This is a genomic window from Streptomyces sp. NPDC002446, assembly GCF_053595675.1.
This window is the reverse complement of record NZ_JBSFYC010000067.1, coordinates 1-14827: the sequence shown is the minus strand read 5'-3', so window position 1 is coordinate 14827 and position 14827 is coordinate 1. Positions and strand designations below refer to the sequence as shown.

Below are 14827 nucleotides of genomic sequence, written 5' to 3'. Positions count from 1 at the left end.
CCGACATGAACCACCATCTGCCCCGGTGGCCGCCCGCTCCACCGGCACCCCCACCTGTCACCGGCTGCACTGCCGCCGTCACACGCACCCTTACGCTTGCGAGTTGAGGCGCGCTACCGTCCGCCCGTGACGATTCCTGCGCGGTTCCCCCGTATCCCCTTCACAGCACTCGTGTCGGCGGCCGTGCTCGCCCTGCTGTCCACCCTGATCGGGCCGGCCGCCGCGCAGGCGGCGCCGGGTGAGAGCAGACCCGTGTACTCCTACGACCGCGCGATACGCGAATCGGTCTGGGTGGACACACGGCTCGACGGCGACGCGGACGGGAGGACCGACCGCGTCGCCGTCGACATCGTCCGGCCGTCCGAACCCGCCCAGCAGGGCCGCCGCATACCCGTGATCATGGACGCCAGTCCGTACTACTCCTGCTGCGGGCGCGGCAACGAGAGCCAGAAGAAGACCTATGACGACCGGGGCCGGCCGGTCCAGTTCCCGCTCTACTACGACAACTACTTCGTGCCGCGCGGCTATGCGACGGTCCTCGTCGACCTGGCGGGCACCAACCGGTCGGACGGCTGTGTCGACGTGGGCGGCCGCTTCGACATCCAGTCGGCCAAGGCCGTCGTCGACTGGCTCGGCGGCCGGGGCCGTGCCTACACCGCCCCTGCGGGAGGCGATCGCGTCGCGGCCGACTGGTCCGACGGCAGCACCGGCATGATCGGCAAGAGCTGGGACGCCACCATCGCCAACGGCGTCGCGGCCACCGGCGTCAAGGGCCTCAAGACCATCGTCCCGATCGCCGGTATCTCCTCCTGGTACGACTACTACTTCGCCAAGGGCGCCCCGCTCTACGACTCGGGCCCGGACGCCCTGGCGCACCTGGTGGAGAGCACCGCAGCGCAGAAACGTTGCGGCGCGGTACAGCAGAAGCTCGTCGAGGGTGCGCCGCGCAGCGGTGACTGGACCGCTCTGTGGACCGAACGGGACTACGTCCGCTCCGCCGCCAAGGTCCGGGCCAGCGTCTTCATGGTGCACGGCATGCAGGACCTCAACGTCCGTACCCAGCACGCCGGTCAGTGGTGGGACGCGCTCGCCCGGCACGGCGTCGAGCGCAAGATCTGGCTCTCCCAGACCGGGCACGTCGACCCCTTCGACTACCGCCGGGCCGACTGGGTCAAGACCCTGCACCACTGGTTCGACCACTATTTGATGGGCTACGACAACGGCATCGACCGCGCCCCCATGGCCGATATCGAACGCTCCCCGGGCAGTTGGTCCACCGACCCGCAGTGGCCCGCCCCCGGCACCGCCGCCACCACCCTGCGGCCGCGCCCCGGCAGCGCCCCCGGCGTCGGCGTCCTGGGCACCGAACCGGCACCACCGGGCGCGACCGAGACCTTCACCGACGACCCGGGGCTGAGCGAGGCCGACTGGGCGGCCCGCATCGACGAACCGACGGCGGCCAAGGCCGGGTTCACCACCGGGCCGCTGCGCGCACCGCTGCGCCTCTCCGGCGCGGGCACGGTGACCGTGACCGCCACGCCCAGCACCACGACCGCCCACCTCTCCGCCGTCCTGGTGGACCTCGGCCCCGACACCATCCGTGACTACGCGGCCGAGGGCGAGGGCATCACCACCCTCGACCGGCGCACCTGCTGGGGCCAGGGCACCACGGGCGACACCGGCTGCTTCAAGGAGACCGCCGCCGACACCCGGCGCGTCGCACACACGGTCTTCAGCCGCGGCTGGGCCGACCTCGGCAACTACGCCGACCCCCACCAGGGCGGCCCGCTGACCCCCGGAAAGCCCTACACCCTCACCCTGGACCTGGCCGCGAGCGATCACATCGTGCCCGCCGGACACCGGCTCGCGCTGATCGTGGCCGGTACCGACGCCGGTCTGATCGACCCGCCCGCCTCCCGGCCGCGGCTCACCCTCGACCTGTCCCGTACCTCCGCCGAACTGCCGCTGACCGGCGGCGCCCCGGCCTTCGCGAAGGCCACCGCGGGCGCGCCGCGCGCTCCGCGGAGCGACGGGCCGCTGCACGGGATCACCCCGCCGCGCTCGATCAGCCGGATGCCGGACGCGGGATGACCCCCGGGGCCGCCCGCAGCGGCGGCCCCGACCCCACCCCGACCCGACCCCCACTCCACCCCCACCTCACCCCCACCGCTCAACCCAAGGGAGGCACCCCTCGTGATACTCCGCTCCCGCCGCCTCGCCCTGGGGGCCCTGGCCCTCGCCCTGACCGGCACGCTCGGCGCGACCCTCCCGGCACCACCCGCCGGCGCGGCCGGAAACCGGGCACCCCGTACGGGATTCGAGATCAGCCATGGCGCCCGCTGGACCGGCCAGCACGAGGAGCAGAAGTTCCTCGCCGCCGTCGACCGCGCCACCCCGCGGGTACGGATCGACCGGATCGGCACCACCGGGCAGGGCCGCCCGCTGCAGCTCGTCCGCATCGGAAACCCGGCCCCCGAGCGCCCGGCGGACGTCCGGCGCGGCAACTCCGTCCTGCTGATCTGCTCCCAGCACGGCGACGAGCCCTCCGGCCGCGAGGCGTGCCTCGCCACCGTCCGCGACCTCGCCTACGCCAAGGACCGGGCGACCCGGCGCTTCCTGGAGCGCACCAGCGTGCTGGTCGTACCGACCGCCAACCCCGACGGCCGGGCCGCGGACACCCGGGGCAACGCCGACGGCGTGGACATCAACCGCGACCACCTCGCGCTCCGTACCGCCGAGGCCCGCGCGATGGCCGCGGTCATCCGCGACCACCGTCCCGACACCATCTACGACCTGCATGAATACGGCCCCACCGCCCCGTACTACGTCAAGGACGTGCTGTCGCTGTGGCCGCGCAACCTCAACACCTCCGACGCGGTACACCGCGAAGCCACCGCGCTCTCGCAGGACTTCCTCGCCCCCGCCGTCCGCGAAGCCGGTTGGAGCACCGGCGTCTACGGCATCTGGACCGACCCGGAGACCGGTGACCCCGTCAAGCAGGTCGCGGGCGACGGCCAGGAGCGCATTCTGCGCAACACGGCCGGTGTGAAGGGATCCCTCGGGATGCTCGTCGAGACCCGCGTCGACCCCCTCACCGACGCCGAGAAGGCCGACCCCGACCTCAACAACAGGCGCCGGGTCGATTCCCAACTCACCGCCCTGAAGGGCGCGTTCACCTTCTTCGACCGGCGCCGCCCGTACGTCGAGGCGGCCACCACCACGGCCCGGCTCGCCGGATACGCCGACCACGGACCGGTCTACCTCGGCGGCGCGGACAACGACCCCGCCCCCGACGGCCGGATCCTGTCCGACCCGCCCTGCGCCTACCGCCTGGACGCGGCGCAGTTCGCCGCGGTCAAGGACGAGCTGGCGCTGCACGGTGTGGCCGGCGTGCGGGACCGGGACGGCGGCGCCGTCGTCCCGCTGCGCCAGCCGCTGCGCGGCCTCATCCCGCTGCTGCTGGACGGGCGGGCCGATTATCACCTTACGGTCGCGGCGCCCATGAACGTCTGCGGCGGTGTGGTAGGGGGTAACGGGTAAGGAAAATATGGGCTATTGAAAGGTTGACTACGTGTCGAACGCAGACAAGGGGACGGGAGACGGGGGTGGCGCGCCATCGGTGGCGGACCTCCCCGACGACCCGCTGCGGACCGGGCGCCCACGCACCGACCGGGTGGTCTTCGGTGTGACCTCGCTGCTCACCCTCGCCTTCATCGCCTGGGGAGCGACTTCCACCGCATCGCTCAAGAACGTGTCGACCACGATGCTGAACTGGGTGATCGACAACGGCGGCTGGGCCTTCGTCCTCTCCGCCTCCGGCTTTGTGATCTTCGCGATCTGGCTGGCCGTCAGCAAGTACGGGCGGATCACCCTCGGCAAGGAGGGCGAGGAGCCGGAATTCCGCACCGTGTCGTGGATCGCGATGATGTTCAGCGCCGGTATGGGCATCGGCCTGATGTTCTACGGCGTCAGTGAGCCGCTGGGGCACTTCACCACGCCACCGCCGGGCACCGACCCCCAGGACGCCGCCCAGGCGATGGACACGGCGATGGCCACCACGCTGTTCCACTGGACGCTGCACCCCTGGGCCATCTATGCGGTCGTGGGTCTGGCCATCGCGTACAGCTGCTTCCGGCGGGGGAGGCGGCAGACGATAAGCGCGGTGTTCACCCCACTGATCGGCGTGCGGCGGGCCAGCGGCTGGGGCGGCCGGGTCATCGACATCCTGGCCATCTTCGCCACCCTCTTCGGCTCCGCGGCCTCCCTGGGGCTCGGCGCGCTGCAGATCGGCAGCGGGCTCAAGGTGCTCGGCTGGATGGACAGTGTCAGCAGCGGCCTGCTGGTCGGCGTCATCACCGTGCTGACCATCGCGTTCATCCTGTCCGCGGTCTCCGGCATCGCCAAGGGCGTCCAGGCGCTGTCCAACATCAATATGGTGCTGGCGCTGATCCTGGCGGTCTTCGTGTTCGTGGTCGGACCGACCATCCTCATCCTCAACCTCGTGCCGACCTCCCTCGGATCCTTCATCGGTGAGCTGCCGCAGCTGGCCGGGCGTACGGAGGCCAGCAGCGGCGAGGAGGTGGGCGGCTGGCTGCGCAGCTGGACGGTGTTCTACTGGGCGTGGTGGATCTCCTGGACGCCCTTCGTGGGCATGTTCATCGCCCGGATCAGCCGCGGCCGGACGATCCGTCAGTTCATCGGCGGGGTCATCCTCGTACCGAGCGTGGTCAGCCTGCTGTGGTTCGCCGTGTTCGGCGGCTCGGCCATGCACCTCCAGGCCGCCAAGAAGCTCAGCGGGTCCACCACGCCGGAGGGCCAGCTCTTCGACGTACTGCACCAGTACCCGGTCGCCACGGTCACCAGCATCATCGTCATGATCCTGGTCGGCATCTTCTTCGTCTCCGGTGCCGATGCCGCCTCCATCGTCATGGGCACCCTCTCCCAGCGGGGAACCTTCGAGCCGAGCCGGCTCGTGGTCGTCTTCTGGGGGGTGGTGACCGGCGCGGTCGCCGCGATCATGCTGCTGATCGGCGGCGGCTCGGGCGATGCGCTCACGGGTCTGCAGAATCTGACGATCCTGGTCGCGGTGCCGTTCCTGCTGGTGATGCTCGTCATGTGCTGGGCGCTGATGCGGGACCTACGCAGCGATCCGCTGATCGTGCGGGGACAGAAGGGCGAGGAGGCCGTCGAGCTGGCCGTCATCGCGGGCCATGAACAGTACGACGGGGACTTCGAGTTCCAGATCGGACCCGGCAGCGGCAGCGGCGCCACCGCCGAGACGAAGAGCGACGGCTAGTTCCGCGCACCCCAGCGCGGACTTTGACGGAGGGCCGGCGGCCGGTGCCGCCGGCCCTCCACGCGCTCCGGTGAGCCCGCGGCGCCCGCGGTGTCCGGCTACGCCGCGCCCGTGCCGTTCCGTGCCTCCCGGACCAGGCGCACCACCTCGTCCGCGCATCCCCACGCCACGGTCACCCCCGCACCGCCGTGCCCGTAGTTGTGCACGGCGAGCCCGCCGCCGGGCAGCCGCTGTGCCGCCAGCCGCACGGACGGCCGGGCGGGGCGCAGGCCCACCCGGTGGGCCAGGACCCGGGCCCGCGCCACCTGGGGGAAGTACCGTGCGCAGCGCGCCACGATCGCCTCGGCCACCGCCGCCTCGGGCTCCCGCGACCAGGCGTCCTCCCGCGCCGTACCGCCCATCACCAGGCCGTACGGCTGCGGCAGCACATACGCCGTCTGCGACGCACCCGAGCCCGCGGCCACGAACCACTCCTCGATCCCCGGGTTCTCCACGATGACCAACTGCCCCTGCACGGGGTGCACCTCCGCGTCCGGTACGAGCTCCCGCGCGCCCAGCCCGGAGCAGTTCACGACCACCTCCGCCGCCCGGCCGGCCTCCTCCAAGGACCGCAGCGCGCGCCGCTCGACGCGTCCGCCCGCCGCGGCCAACCGCCGCTCCAGATAGCGAAGATGGGCCGGCATGTCCACCAGTGGCGTACGGGCCCGCCACCCCGACGCGCACCCCTCGGGGAGCTCGCCGGGGTCGGCCCGCCGCAGTCCGGGCACGGTCTCGTACCAGGAGGCGAGGCCGTCATCGGCGGTGCGCGGGTCCGTCCCTGCGTCCGGCACGGTGTCGGCCATCGTCCCCGTCACCATCCGGACGCCCGTCTCGTCGGGTCTCCGGGCCAGCTCGGCGAACACCTGGAAGGAGCTGACGGACCACCGCACCGCGCGTGCCGAGGGCTGGATGCGATACGGCCAGCACAGCCCGCCGGCCAGCGCAGACGTCGTGGCGTCCGCGGCGTCCCGGCTCACCACCCGCACCCGGTGCCCGTCCTCCGCCAGCGCGATCGCCGACGTCAGCCCGATCACGCCACCGCCGATCACCCATACGTCGTCCATGTCGACCGTCATACCGGGATGCTACGAGCCGGTCCGGCGCGGCCGCCGCCCCTTCCACCGCTCTTGATCTTGCGGTAACCCTCCGGCAGTGGTGCGGACAAATCCGGACCTTAGGCTGGTAGCAGCACCGTCGGCCGATGTCGCCCCTCGGATTCCGCTTGTGTCCGTCCGTACGCCGTCGTCTGAGGAGACCCATGCTCCGCGCGCCGCGCGCCGTGCCCGCCTGGTTGGCGCATCCGTTCCGCTGGCAGCGGCTGCCGGTGCCCTGGGCCGCCGTCGCCCGCGGTGCGCTGTGCGCGGGGCCGCTGCTCGGCGCGGGCATCGCGACCGGCCGTACGGCGCCGGGTGTGCTGGCCGCGCTCGGCTCGATGCTGGCCGGCGTCAACGACCGCCCCGGAACCCGCCGCACCGGCATCGTGCACATCGGCCTGCCCGCGCTCGCCTCGTCGCTGGGCATGCTGATCGGCGCCTCGCTGCAGGCGGCGGGCGCGGGCTGGTGGATCGTGCCGGCGCTCTTCGCGGTCGGCTTCGTCTCCGGCGCGGGCAGCGTGGCGGGGCCGGTGCGCTCCAACGCCGGTATGCAGATGCTGGCCACCACCGTCCTCGGCGCCGGAATGCCGCTGCCCGGGACGCCCTGGGCGAAGGCCCTCTACGTCCTCGCCGGCTGCCTGTGGCTGCTCGTACTGCGCCTCGTGCTGCGCCCACCGCGGCCCGTGGGCGGTGCGCTCAGCGGCGAGCGGGCCGCGGTCGCCACCGTCTTCGACGCGCTCGCCGACGCCCTGGGCGCGGTCGGCGGACCCGGTGCCGAGCCCGCCAGACGCCGGCTCACCGCCGCACTGGACCGCGCCGACGAGGCCCTGCGGCTGCGCCGGCTGACCAGTCGGCTGCTGCACCGGCCCGCCCGTACGGAAGAGCTCCTGCTGCGCGAGCGGTTCGCCGCGGCCACCGCGCTGTGCGAGGCCAGCGTCGCGCTGCTGTGGGAGGCCCGCCCGCTGCCGTCCCGGGTCGCCGAGAGCCCCCGGCGGTTCGCCGAGGCGCTGCGCAGCGGGCGGCTGCCGGGCCGGCTGTCCGCCCCCGAGACCAGCACGGCCGCGCGCGGCGCCTTCGACCAGGCGCTGCTGGACGCGGCGGTGGCGTTCGCCCGCCGCGAGCCGCGGTCCCGGCCGGAGGCCGCGCCACCCCCGCCCGGCGCCCTCGTCGAGCGGCGGACCCGGCGCGGCCGAAGCCTGCTCGGGCCCGCCGGGCGGGACTACGGCCTCCGGGTCGCGGTGTGCATCGCCGCGAGCGCCGCGGTGGCCCTGCTGCTGCGCGCCGACCACTGGTACTGGCTCCCGGTGACCGCCACCTTCCTCGTCAAGCCGGACCTGGGGCCGCTGTTCTCCCGTACGGTCAACCGCTTCGCCGGGACCGTCGCCGGGGTGCTGGTCTTCGCCGGGGCGGGGCTGCTGTTCACGGGTGCGTGGTGGCCGGCGCTGGTGGCCGGTGCGGGCGGGGCGCTGCTGCCGTTCGCCACCCGGCACTTCGCGCTGCAGACCGTGGCGATCACCCTGATGGTGCTGTCGTTCGTGCACGTCGGCGGGGATCCTCAGGCGGCCGGCGAGCGGATCGTCGACACCTCCCTCGCCTGCGGCATCGTCCTCGTCGTCGGGCATCTGCCACGGCTGGCGGACCCGCGCCGCCGGGTCGGCCAGCGTGTCACCGCGGCGCTGCACGCCGCCGAGCGGTTCCTGCGGCACGTCCTGGAGTCGGAGCCGGCAGCGAAGCGAGAGGGGGGTACCCCCGGCCGAAGGCTGGGGGAGGACCCCACCCAGCGGCTGGCGCTGCGCCGGGCCGCCTACCGGGCACTGGGGGAGGCCAGGGCCGCGGCGGAGACCGCCGCGGCCGAACTCCCCGCCGCCCGGGACCGCCACCCCGACTGGCTGACCGTGGTCACCGCCGCCGAACGCATCGTGGACGCCGCCACCGCCTGCGCCGTACGCCTCGACCACGGCGCCCACCGTCCCGGCGCACAGGAGTCCGAGCGGCTGTGCCGGGCGCTGTCCGCGATGGCCGACGCCCTCGAAGACCCCCGGCGCCGCGACACCGCCGTAACGGACCCTGATCTGCGGCCGGTTCCGGACTGCGCCACGCTCACGGACGTGGCGGCGGAACTGGAGCGGATGCGCGGGTACGCGGGGGCGGGCTGAGCCGGTCCCCGGCACGGGCGCGGCACCGGGACACTCCTCGGGCCGCGCCTGCCGTCACGAGGGCGAGCGCCACCAGCAGCGCGCTGACCCACACCGGCGCGCGGTAGCCGAGGCCGGCCGAGAGGGCGAGGCCGCCCAGCCAGGGGCCGAGCGCCGCGCCCACGTTCAGCGCGGCCGTGGCGAACCCGCCGGCCAGGGCCGGCGCCCCGGTGGCCGCGTAGAGCGCCTGCGAGATCAGCGTGGAGCCGACGGCGAACGAGAGGGCCCCTTGGACGAGGACGAGCCCGACCGTCGCGGCCGGACTCCCCGCCGCCAGCGCGAGGACGCTCCACCCGAGGAGCAGGGCCACCCCGCCCGTCACCAGCACCGGTACGGGACGGACATCGGCCAGCCGCCCGCCGACGGTGACGCCGGCGAAGGAACCCAGCCCGAAGAGCGCCAGCACGCCCGGCACCCAGCCCGCCGCGATTCCGGCGACTCCGGTGACCAGCGGCGCGAGGTAGGTGAAGGCGCAGAAGGTCGCGCCGTTCACCAGGGCGCCCAGCAGCAGGGTCACCAGCAGCCGCGGCCGGCGCAGCGCGCGCAGCTCGCCGTGCGCGGCCGCCGGACGGCACGGGCCCGGCCCGCCGTCCGGGCCTGCCGCGGCGTGCGTGCCCGCCCCGTCGGGGGTGTTGGCCCGGCCCGGTCCGGACGGGACCGACCGGAGGATCGCCACGACGGCGGGAAGGGAAACCAGGGCCACCGCCCAGAACGCCGAGCGCCACCCCCACAGCCCGCCCAGGAAGGCACCGGCCGGTACGCCCGCGACACAGGCCATGGTGGTGCCGCCGAGCAGGACGGCGGTGGCGCGGCCCTTGGCGTTCGGAGCCACCGCGGCGGTCGCGGTGGCCAGGGCCACCGCCAGGAACCCGGCGTTGGCCAGCGCCGCGACGACCCGCGTGGCCAGCAGTACGCCGTAGCTGGTGGTGAGCGCGCCGAGGACATGGACCAGCAGAAACGTGATCAGGAAGACCAGCAGTGCGCGCCGGCGCGGCCAGCGCAGGCTCAGCAGCGCCATCAGCGGCGCGCCGACGATCATTCCCACGGCGAAGGCCGAGGTCAGCGCTCCCGCGGCGGAGAGCGAGATCCGCAGATCGGCGGCGATGCCCGGGAGGAGCCCGGAGAGCATGAACTCGGACGTGCCTTGCGCGAAGACCGCCAGTCCGAGCAGATAGAGGAAGAAGGGCACAGCAACACTCCGCAACCACAGGGGGATCGATACGGTGCGGCGGCAGGCGTGCGGCGGGACACCGCGGCTACCGCGCGAGAGGACGACCTGGGGCAGCACGCGGGGGAGCGCCCGGTCAGGTCGGAAGACAGCCCGTAGTACGGCGATCCGGTGGCAGGGGCGGCGCGGTCATCGAGACGAGCGCGCGACGAAGCGGCGCGGCCCGGCGGGACATTGCGGGGCGCCGGCCAGACGATGCGGAAACACACCGCATGGCGCGGACACGCCCTGGGGCCGGGCGACGCGAGGAGCCACCGGAGGACCGGTGGCTAGCGTCTTGACGCCTCGGGGCTGGACATGGACGGCAGGCTAAGGGGGCCGGCGCGCCCTGTCCACGCAATTAAGTGCCCGTCCGGCTCAGGTCGTCCGGGCCCGCCCGGCTCAGGTCGTCCGGCCCCGTCAGCCCCTCCGTATCAGCGCGAACACCTCGATCCAGAACCGCTGGGCAGCACCTGACGCGCCCACCAGATACGTGGCACGCAGCTTCGGCGGGAGCAGCGCGACCAGCCGGGCCACCGCCGCGCGCTGCTGCTTGAGCTGCGACAACTCCGCGTTCGCCAGGATCTGATGGACCAGATCGCTGTCGTTCGTCCCCTCGCTCGACGCGGCCGCCGCCTTCCGCAGCCGCGCCTCCCAGGCGTCGATGTCCTCGGCCAGCTCCCGAAGGCCGGTGACCGGGCGGCCCTTGAGCCGGTCGATGAGCGCGGTCAGCGACACGGGGGCGTACTCGCCGTCGCCGAGGTAGACCATCCCCATCTCCAGCGGCAGCCCGCGCTGATGGAGTTTGATCAGGCGCTCGATGGTGCGCTTGGTGATCCAGGCGCGGCCGTCCTCATCGATGTCGTGCTTCCACCACTCCAGGACCGTCTCGGCCACGGCGCCGTACTTCGCGATCAGCCACTCATTGGCCGGGATGTCGCCCGGCTCGACCGTCAGCGAAACCGTGAACCGGGTCGCCTGCGCGATGTTGTTGCGCGCGACCAGCAGTTTGCGCCCGAGGTGGTACGGCGGATTCTGCACCGCTATCTGGGCCCGCAGATTCTCGATCCGGTGCCCGGCCAGCGACCACTCCTGAGTGATCTCCATCAGCTTGGCGAACGCCGCCTTGTCCTTGGGGCGGTTGTACTCGTCCCACACGATCGCCTTGGGCTCGGGGCCCAGGAACGGTCCGGCCAGGAGGTTGTCCAGCGAGCCGTCGGCGGTGGGCACCGGCGCGCAGAGGTCCTCGACGTTGGTCACCGGCAGGGAGAAGTACAGCGGTTCGCGTCCGCCCAGGCCCTCGCGGACGGTCTCGCGGACCAGCTCCGTCTTGCCGCACCCGGGCGGGCCCTGGAGCAGCACCGACCAGCGGTTGCGCAGCGCCGCGCGGACCACCGCGCGCACCGGGTCGGGGAGGGAGGCGGGATTCGCGGCGCCGACCGCCGCGGCGATCCGCTCCAGCACCTCGCCCGTACGGTCCCTGCCGGGCCTGCCGTCGGCCTTCCGCTCGACCAGGCGCAGCCGCTCGCCGTTGACCAGCGGCAGCCCCCAGCGCAGCGGAAAGCCCTCGCGGGCGTTGGCCAGGATGTGGTCGAGGGTGCGCGGCGAGAGCAGCTCCCGCAGCGCCGGGGCGAGGGACGCCCAGAGCGTGAACACCTCACGCAGATCCCAGTCGGGGTACTCGGCCGCGAGCTGCTGCCGCCAGGAGGTGTCCTTGGCGGTGATACGGATGGTCACCATGCGGTCCAGGACGGCCAGATCGCTGCGCCGGGCCGCGGTCTCGGCCAGCGATTCGTTGTCCGTCAGGAAGACGCCGATGCAGCCCAGCTCCCGCAGGTCGTACTCGCCCAGCGTCCAGTTGCAGGCGATCTGCATCAGCTGGGACTGGATCGCCGCCCCGGCCTGCAGCGAGTCGTCGATCAGCAGCACGAACGGCCTGCCGGGGCGCAGCTGGCTCATCACCAGCTGCCGCAGCACCAGTTCACCGGTCCGCGCGTCGCGCACCGGGGCGTTGGCGAGCAGATCGTCCGGGGTGAGGTTGGCGGCCGGGACGAAGACCAGCTCGGCATCGGGGTACGCCGCGGGCAGATGGGAGAAGAACGTGGCCGTCTTGCCGATGCCGTGCTCACCGAAGATCTGGCCGGTCTGGCCCATGTCGATCATCGCGTCGATGAACGACTCCAGCTGGGACGGGACCGGCCGGCCCTCGGACGGCTCGGGGTAGGTGGCGGTCGGCCGCCGGCGCGCGGGACGGGCCGGTCCGGCACCCGCGGCGGAAGCGGGCGGGGCGGGCGGCGCGGTCCGCGTGGTCGTGCTCATCGCTCTCCTGTCGTCACGCGGTGGCAGGCCATCGGCGTGGTGTGGTGGTCGGGCCAGTCGTCCCCGCCGGCGGTGATCAGCCAGATCCACTTGTCCGGCTCGGCGGGGGTGATGTGCGGGGCGTAGCCGTCGGTGAGGACCACCACGGCGTCCGGTATCTCCTCGAAGCGGCTGCCGTTGACCGCCGTGCGGCCCTCGACGTAGTCGGCCACGGCCTGGAAGCTCGTGCCCCCGCCGCCGTACACCGGCTCGCCGGAGCGGAACGGCGTCACCTCGGTGTCGAACGACAGCCAGTGGGCCGCGACCCCGTCGATCGCGCCCACCAGCTCCGTCAGCCAGCCGACCACCTCGTCGGGCATCGACCCCGAGGCGTCATACGCGATCACCAGGACCTTCTCGCGCACCGGGCCGCGCCGCGACAGCATCGGGCCGTGCCCCAGCGCGGCCAGCAGCGCGCCGCGCTTCTTCGGGTAGACCAGCCGCTCGCCCTCCCGCAGCTTCGAGGCGAGGACGTCGACGAGCCAGCGCTGCCACCAGTCGACCTTCGCCGTACGCGGGGTCTCGCCGCGCAGCACACCGGCGCCCAGCCGCCCCCACACCCGGCTCGCGCACTCCGAGGTGCCGTCCGAACGGTCCATCAGGTCGAGCAACTCCCGCTCCGCGCCCGGGTGTCCGCGCCGCGCGGCGAGCAGGGTGTTGAGCAGCGCGGAGGACACCGCCTCGTCGATCGTGCCCTGATCGCCGTCCGCCACCCGCGGATCGCTCAGATTCGGGCAGACCGCCGCCGGCACGGGAGGCCGCCGCATGCGCTTGAGCTCGCTGAACACGGTCATGTCGGTCTCGACGAAGGCGCCGTAGCCGAGCGGATCGAGGCCCTGGGCGGACAGGTCGGTGACATAGTCCCGGTGGACCTCGCGGGGGTCGATGCCCACAGGGCCGCCGTCGGCCGACGGCAGTTCCCCGCGGCCGAGCCGCACCATCGCGACGTGGTTGACGGCGACCTCGGCGGCGAGCGTGAAGACGGGGTCCGCGCGCAGCTCCGGATCGGCGAACAGATGGCGGTGCACCAGATGCCGCGCCTCGTGGAAGAGGACGAACTTCACGCCCTCCAGGCCCAGTTGAACGAAGAAGCCGGGGTTGTAGAGCAGCGGGAAGGTGCCGTCCCCCAAGGCCAGGACGGCGGCGGTGTCCACGGCCGTCGTGGGGATCTGATGCGCGCACCTGGCGTAGATCCAGGACGCCACCACGGACTCCGTCAGCCCGAAGTCCAGCAGCGCGGCCTCCTTCAGCCGCCGCGCCTCCTCCGCCACCGCCGGCTCCGCCGGCCACCGGCGCTCCAGCTCCCGCAGATCCGCCAGGCCGGCCACCGGCCGGTACCCCGCGGCCGTCGTGTCGTACGCCATGCCCCAACCCCCGTTCTCAGCTGCTCCCTTCGTACCAGGCAGCACTGACAACGGCTGTGCGCGGCGGTCCTGCGCACCGCGACCGAGGGGGCGGGGCGGGGCACCCGCGGTGTGCGCGAACCCCGCCCCGGATCACGGCGCGCTCAGCGCCCGCCCCGCTCCTTGCCCAGGAGCCCGGCCCGCCGCAGGGCGTCCGCCATCGCGTCATTGGCCGGCCCCGCGTCGCGGCCGCCACGGCGCTCCTCGCCGCGCCGTCCGCCGCCCTGCCGCGGCCGCGGCGCACCGCCCCGGCCGCCCTCGCGCGCACCGCGCCCGCCGCCCGCCGTGCCGCGGCGCTCACCGCCGCCGGCCGGCGCGCCCTTGCCGTGCTCGTCGTCCAGCCGCAGCGTCAGCGAGATCCGCTTGCGCGGAATGTCGACGTCGAGCACCTTGACGCGCACGATGTCGCCCGGCTTCACCACGTCCCGCGGGTCCTTGACGAAGGTCTTCGACATCGCCGAGACATGGACCAGCCCGTCCTGATGGACACCGATGTCCACAAACGCCCCGAAGGCGGCGACATTGGTCACCACGCCCTCCAGGAGCATCCCCGGCTGCAGATCGCCGATCTTCTCCACGCCCTCCTTGAAGGTCGCGGTCTTGAAGACCGGACGCGGGTCGCGGCCCGGCTTCTCCAGCTCCTGCAGGATGTCGGTCACCGTGGGCAGACCGAAGGAGGCGTCGACGAAGTCCGCGGGCTTCAGCGCGCGCAGCACCGACGTGTTGCCGATCAGCGCGCCGACCTCGGTGCCCGCCGCCGTCACCATCCGGCGCACCACCGGGTACGCCTCGGGGTGCACGCTGGAGGCGTCCAGCGGGTCGTCGCCGCCCCGGATCCGCAGGAAGCCCGCACACTGCTCGTACGCCTTCGGGCCGAGCCGCGCCACGTCCTTGAGGGCCTTGCGGGAGCGGAACGGGCCGTTGCTGTCCCGGTGCGCGACGATGTTCTCGGCGAGGCCGGAGCCGATGCCCGAGACCCGCGAAAGCAGCGGCGCGGACGCCGTGTTGACGTCGACGCCGACGCCGTTCACACAGTCCTCCACCACCGCGTCCAGGGAGCGCGACAGCTTCACCTCGGACAGGTCGTGCTGGTACTGGCCGACACCGATCGACTTCGGGTCGATCTTGACCAGCTCGGCCAGCGGGTCCTGCAGCCGGCGGCTTGCCGGCCATGGGGTGCGTGCCGAGGTAGCCGGTCAGGTCGCAGCCCATCGCCTCCAGCTCGCGCCGCGGAC

Annotated in this window: 8 protein-coding genes and 1 pseudogene; 4 read left to right on the top strand and 5 right to left on the bottom strand. The window is 73.3% G+C overall.

From position 1 onward, the window contains the following. Window positions 1–126 precede the first annotated feature (126 nt). From ACWD6P_RS29305 to ACWD6P_RS29295, 3 genes are all read left to right on the top strand, one after another. On the top strand, window positions 127–2091 hold the full coding sequence (locus ACWD6P_RS29305; RefSeq protein ID WP_451447183.1) for a Xaa-Pro dipeptidyl-peptidase: 1965 nt from the start codon (window positions 127–129) through the stop codon (window positions 2089–2091). 102 nt (window positions 2092–2193) lie between these two features. After that, window positions 2194–3540, top strand: a complete 1347-nt coding sequence (locus tag ACWD6P_RS29300; protein WP_451447182.1) for a M14 family metallopeptidase — start codon at window positions 2194–2196, stop codon at window positions 3538–3540. Between the two features lie 79 nt (window positions 3541–3619). Then, on the top strand, window positions 3620–5296 hold the full coding sequence (locus ACWD6P_RS29295) for a BCCT family transporter (protein WP_451447206.1): 1677 nt from the start codon (window positions 3620–3622) through the stop codon (window positions 5294–5296). Window positions 5297–5394: 98 nt separating this feature from the next. Here the strand turns inward: ACWD6P_RS29295 and ACWD6P_RS29290 are convergent, their stop codons facing one another. Continuing rightward, a complete protein-coding gene (locus ACWD6P_RS29290) occupies window positions 5395–6411 on the bottom strand; it encodes an NAD(P)/FAD-dependent oxidoreductase (protein ID WP_451447181.1) in 1017 nt (338 codons plus the stop codon). 182 nt (window positions 6412–6593) lie between these two features. On the opposite strand from ACWD6P_RS29290, the gene ACWD6P_RS29285 reads away from it, so the two are divergent. After that, window positions 6594–8585, top strand: coding sequence for an FUSC family protein (locus ACWD6P_RS29285; RefSeq protein ID WP_451447180.1), 1992 nt, complete (start codon window positions 6594–6596; stop codon window positions 8583–8585). Here the strand turns inward: ACWD6P_RS29285 and ACWD6P_RS29280 are convergent. From ACWD6P_RS29280 to ACWD6P_RS29265, 4 genes and pseudogenes are all read right to left on the bottom strand, one after another. Continuing rightward, the gene (locus ACWD6P_RS29280) at window positions 8530–9813 is read right to left on the bottom strand and encodes a Cmx/CmrA family chloramphenicol efflux MFS transporter (protein WP_451447179.1); all 1284 of its coding nucleotides are present in this window, start codon (window positions 9811–9813) and stop codon (window positions 8530–8532) included. The genes ACWD6P_RS29285 and ACWD6P_RS29280 overlap by 56 nt on opposite strands. 438 nt (window positions 9814–10251) lie before the next feature. Continuing rightward, window positions 10252–12150, bottom strand: a complete 1899-nt coding sequence (locus ACWD6P_RS29275; RefSeq protein ID WP_451447178.1) for an AAA family ATPase — start codon at window positions 12148–12150, stop codon at window positions 10252–10254. Further along, window positions 12147–13553, bottom strand: a complete 1407-nt coding sequence (locus tag ACWD6P_RS29270) for a DUF2201 family putative metallopeptidase (protein ID WP_451447177.1) — start codon at window positions 13551–13553, stop codon at window positions 12147–12149. The genes ACWD6P_RS29275 and ACWD6P_RS29270 overlap by 4 nt, the downstream gene beginning before the upstream one ends. Window positions 13554–13696: 143 nt before the next feature. Next, window positions 13697–14755, bottom strand: a pseudogene (locus tag ACWD6P_RS29265) (helix-hairpin-helix domain-containing protein); the annotation flags it as partial. Window positions 14756–14827: the final 72 nt, after the last annotated feature.

Bases quoted from the DNA above. Each gene is read 5' to 3' on its own strand.
- ACWD6P_RS29290 (WP_451447181.1), bottom strand. From the start codon at position 6,411: ATGACGGTCGACATGGACGACGTATGGGTGATCGGCGGTGGCGTGATC.
- ACWD6P_RS29285 (WP_451447180.1), top strand. From the start codon at position 6,594: ATGCTCCGCGCGCCGCGCGCCGTGCCCGCCTGGTTGGCGCATCCGTTC.
- ACWD6P_RS29275 (WP_451447178.1), bottom strand. From the start codon at position 12,150: ATGAGCACGACCACGCGGACCGCGCCGCCCGCCCCGCCCGCTTCCGCC.
- ACWD6P_RS29270 (WP_451447177.1), bottom strand. From the start codon at position 13,553: ATGGCGTACGACACGACGGCCGCGGGGTACCGGCCGGTGGCCGGCCTG.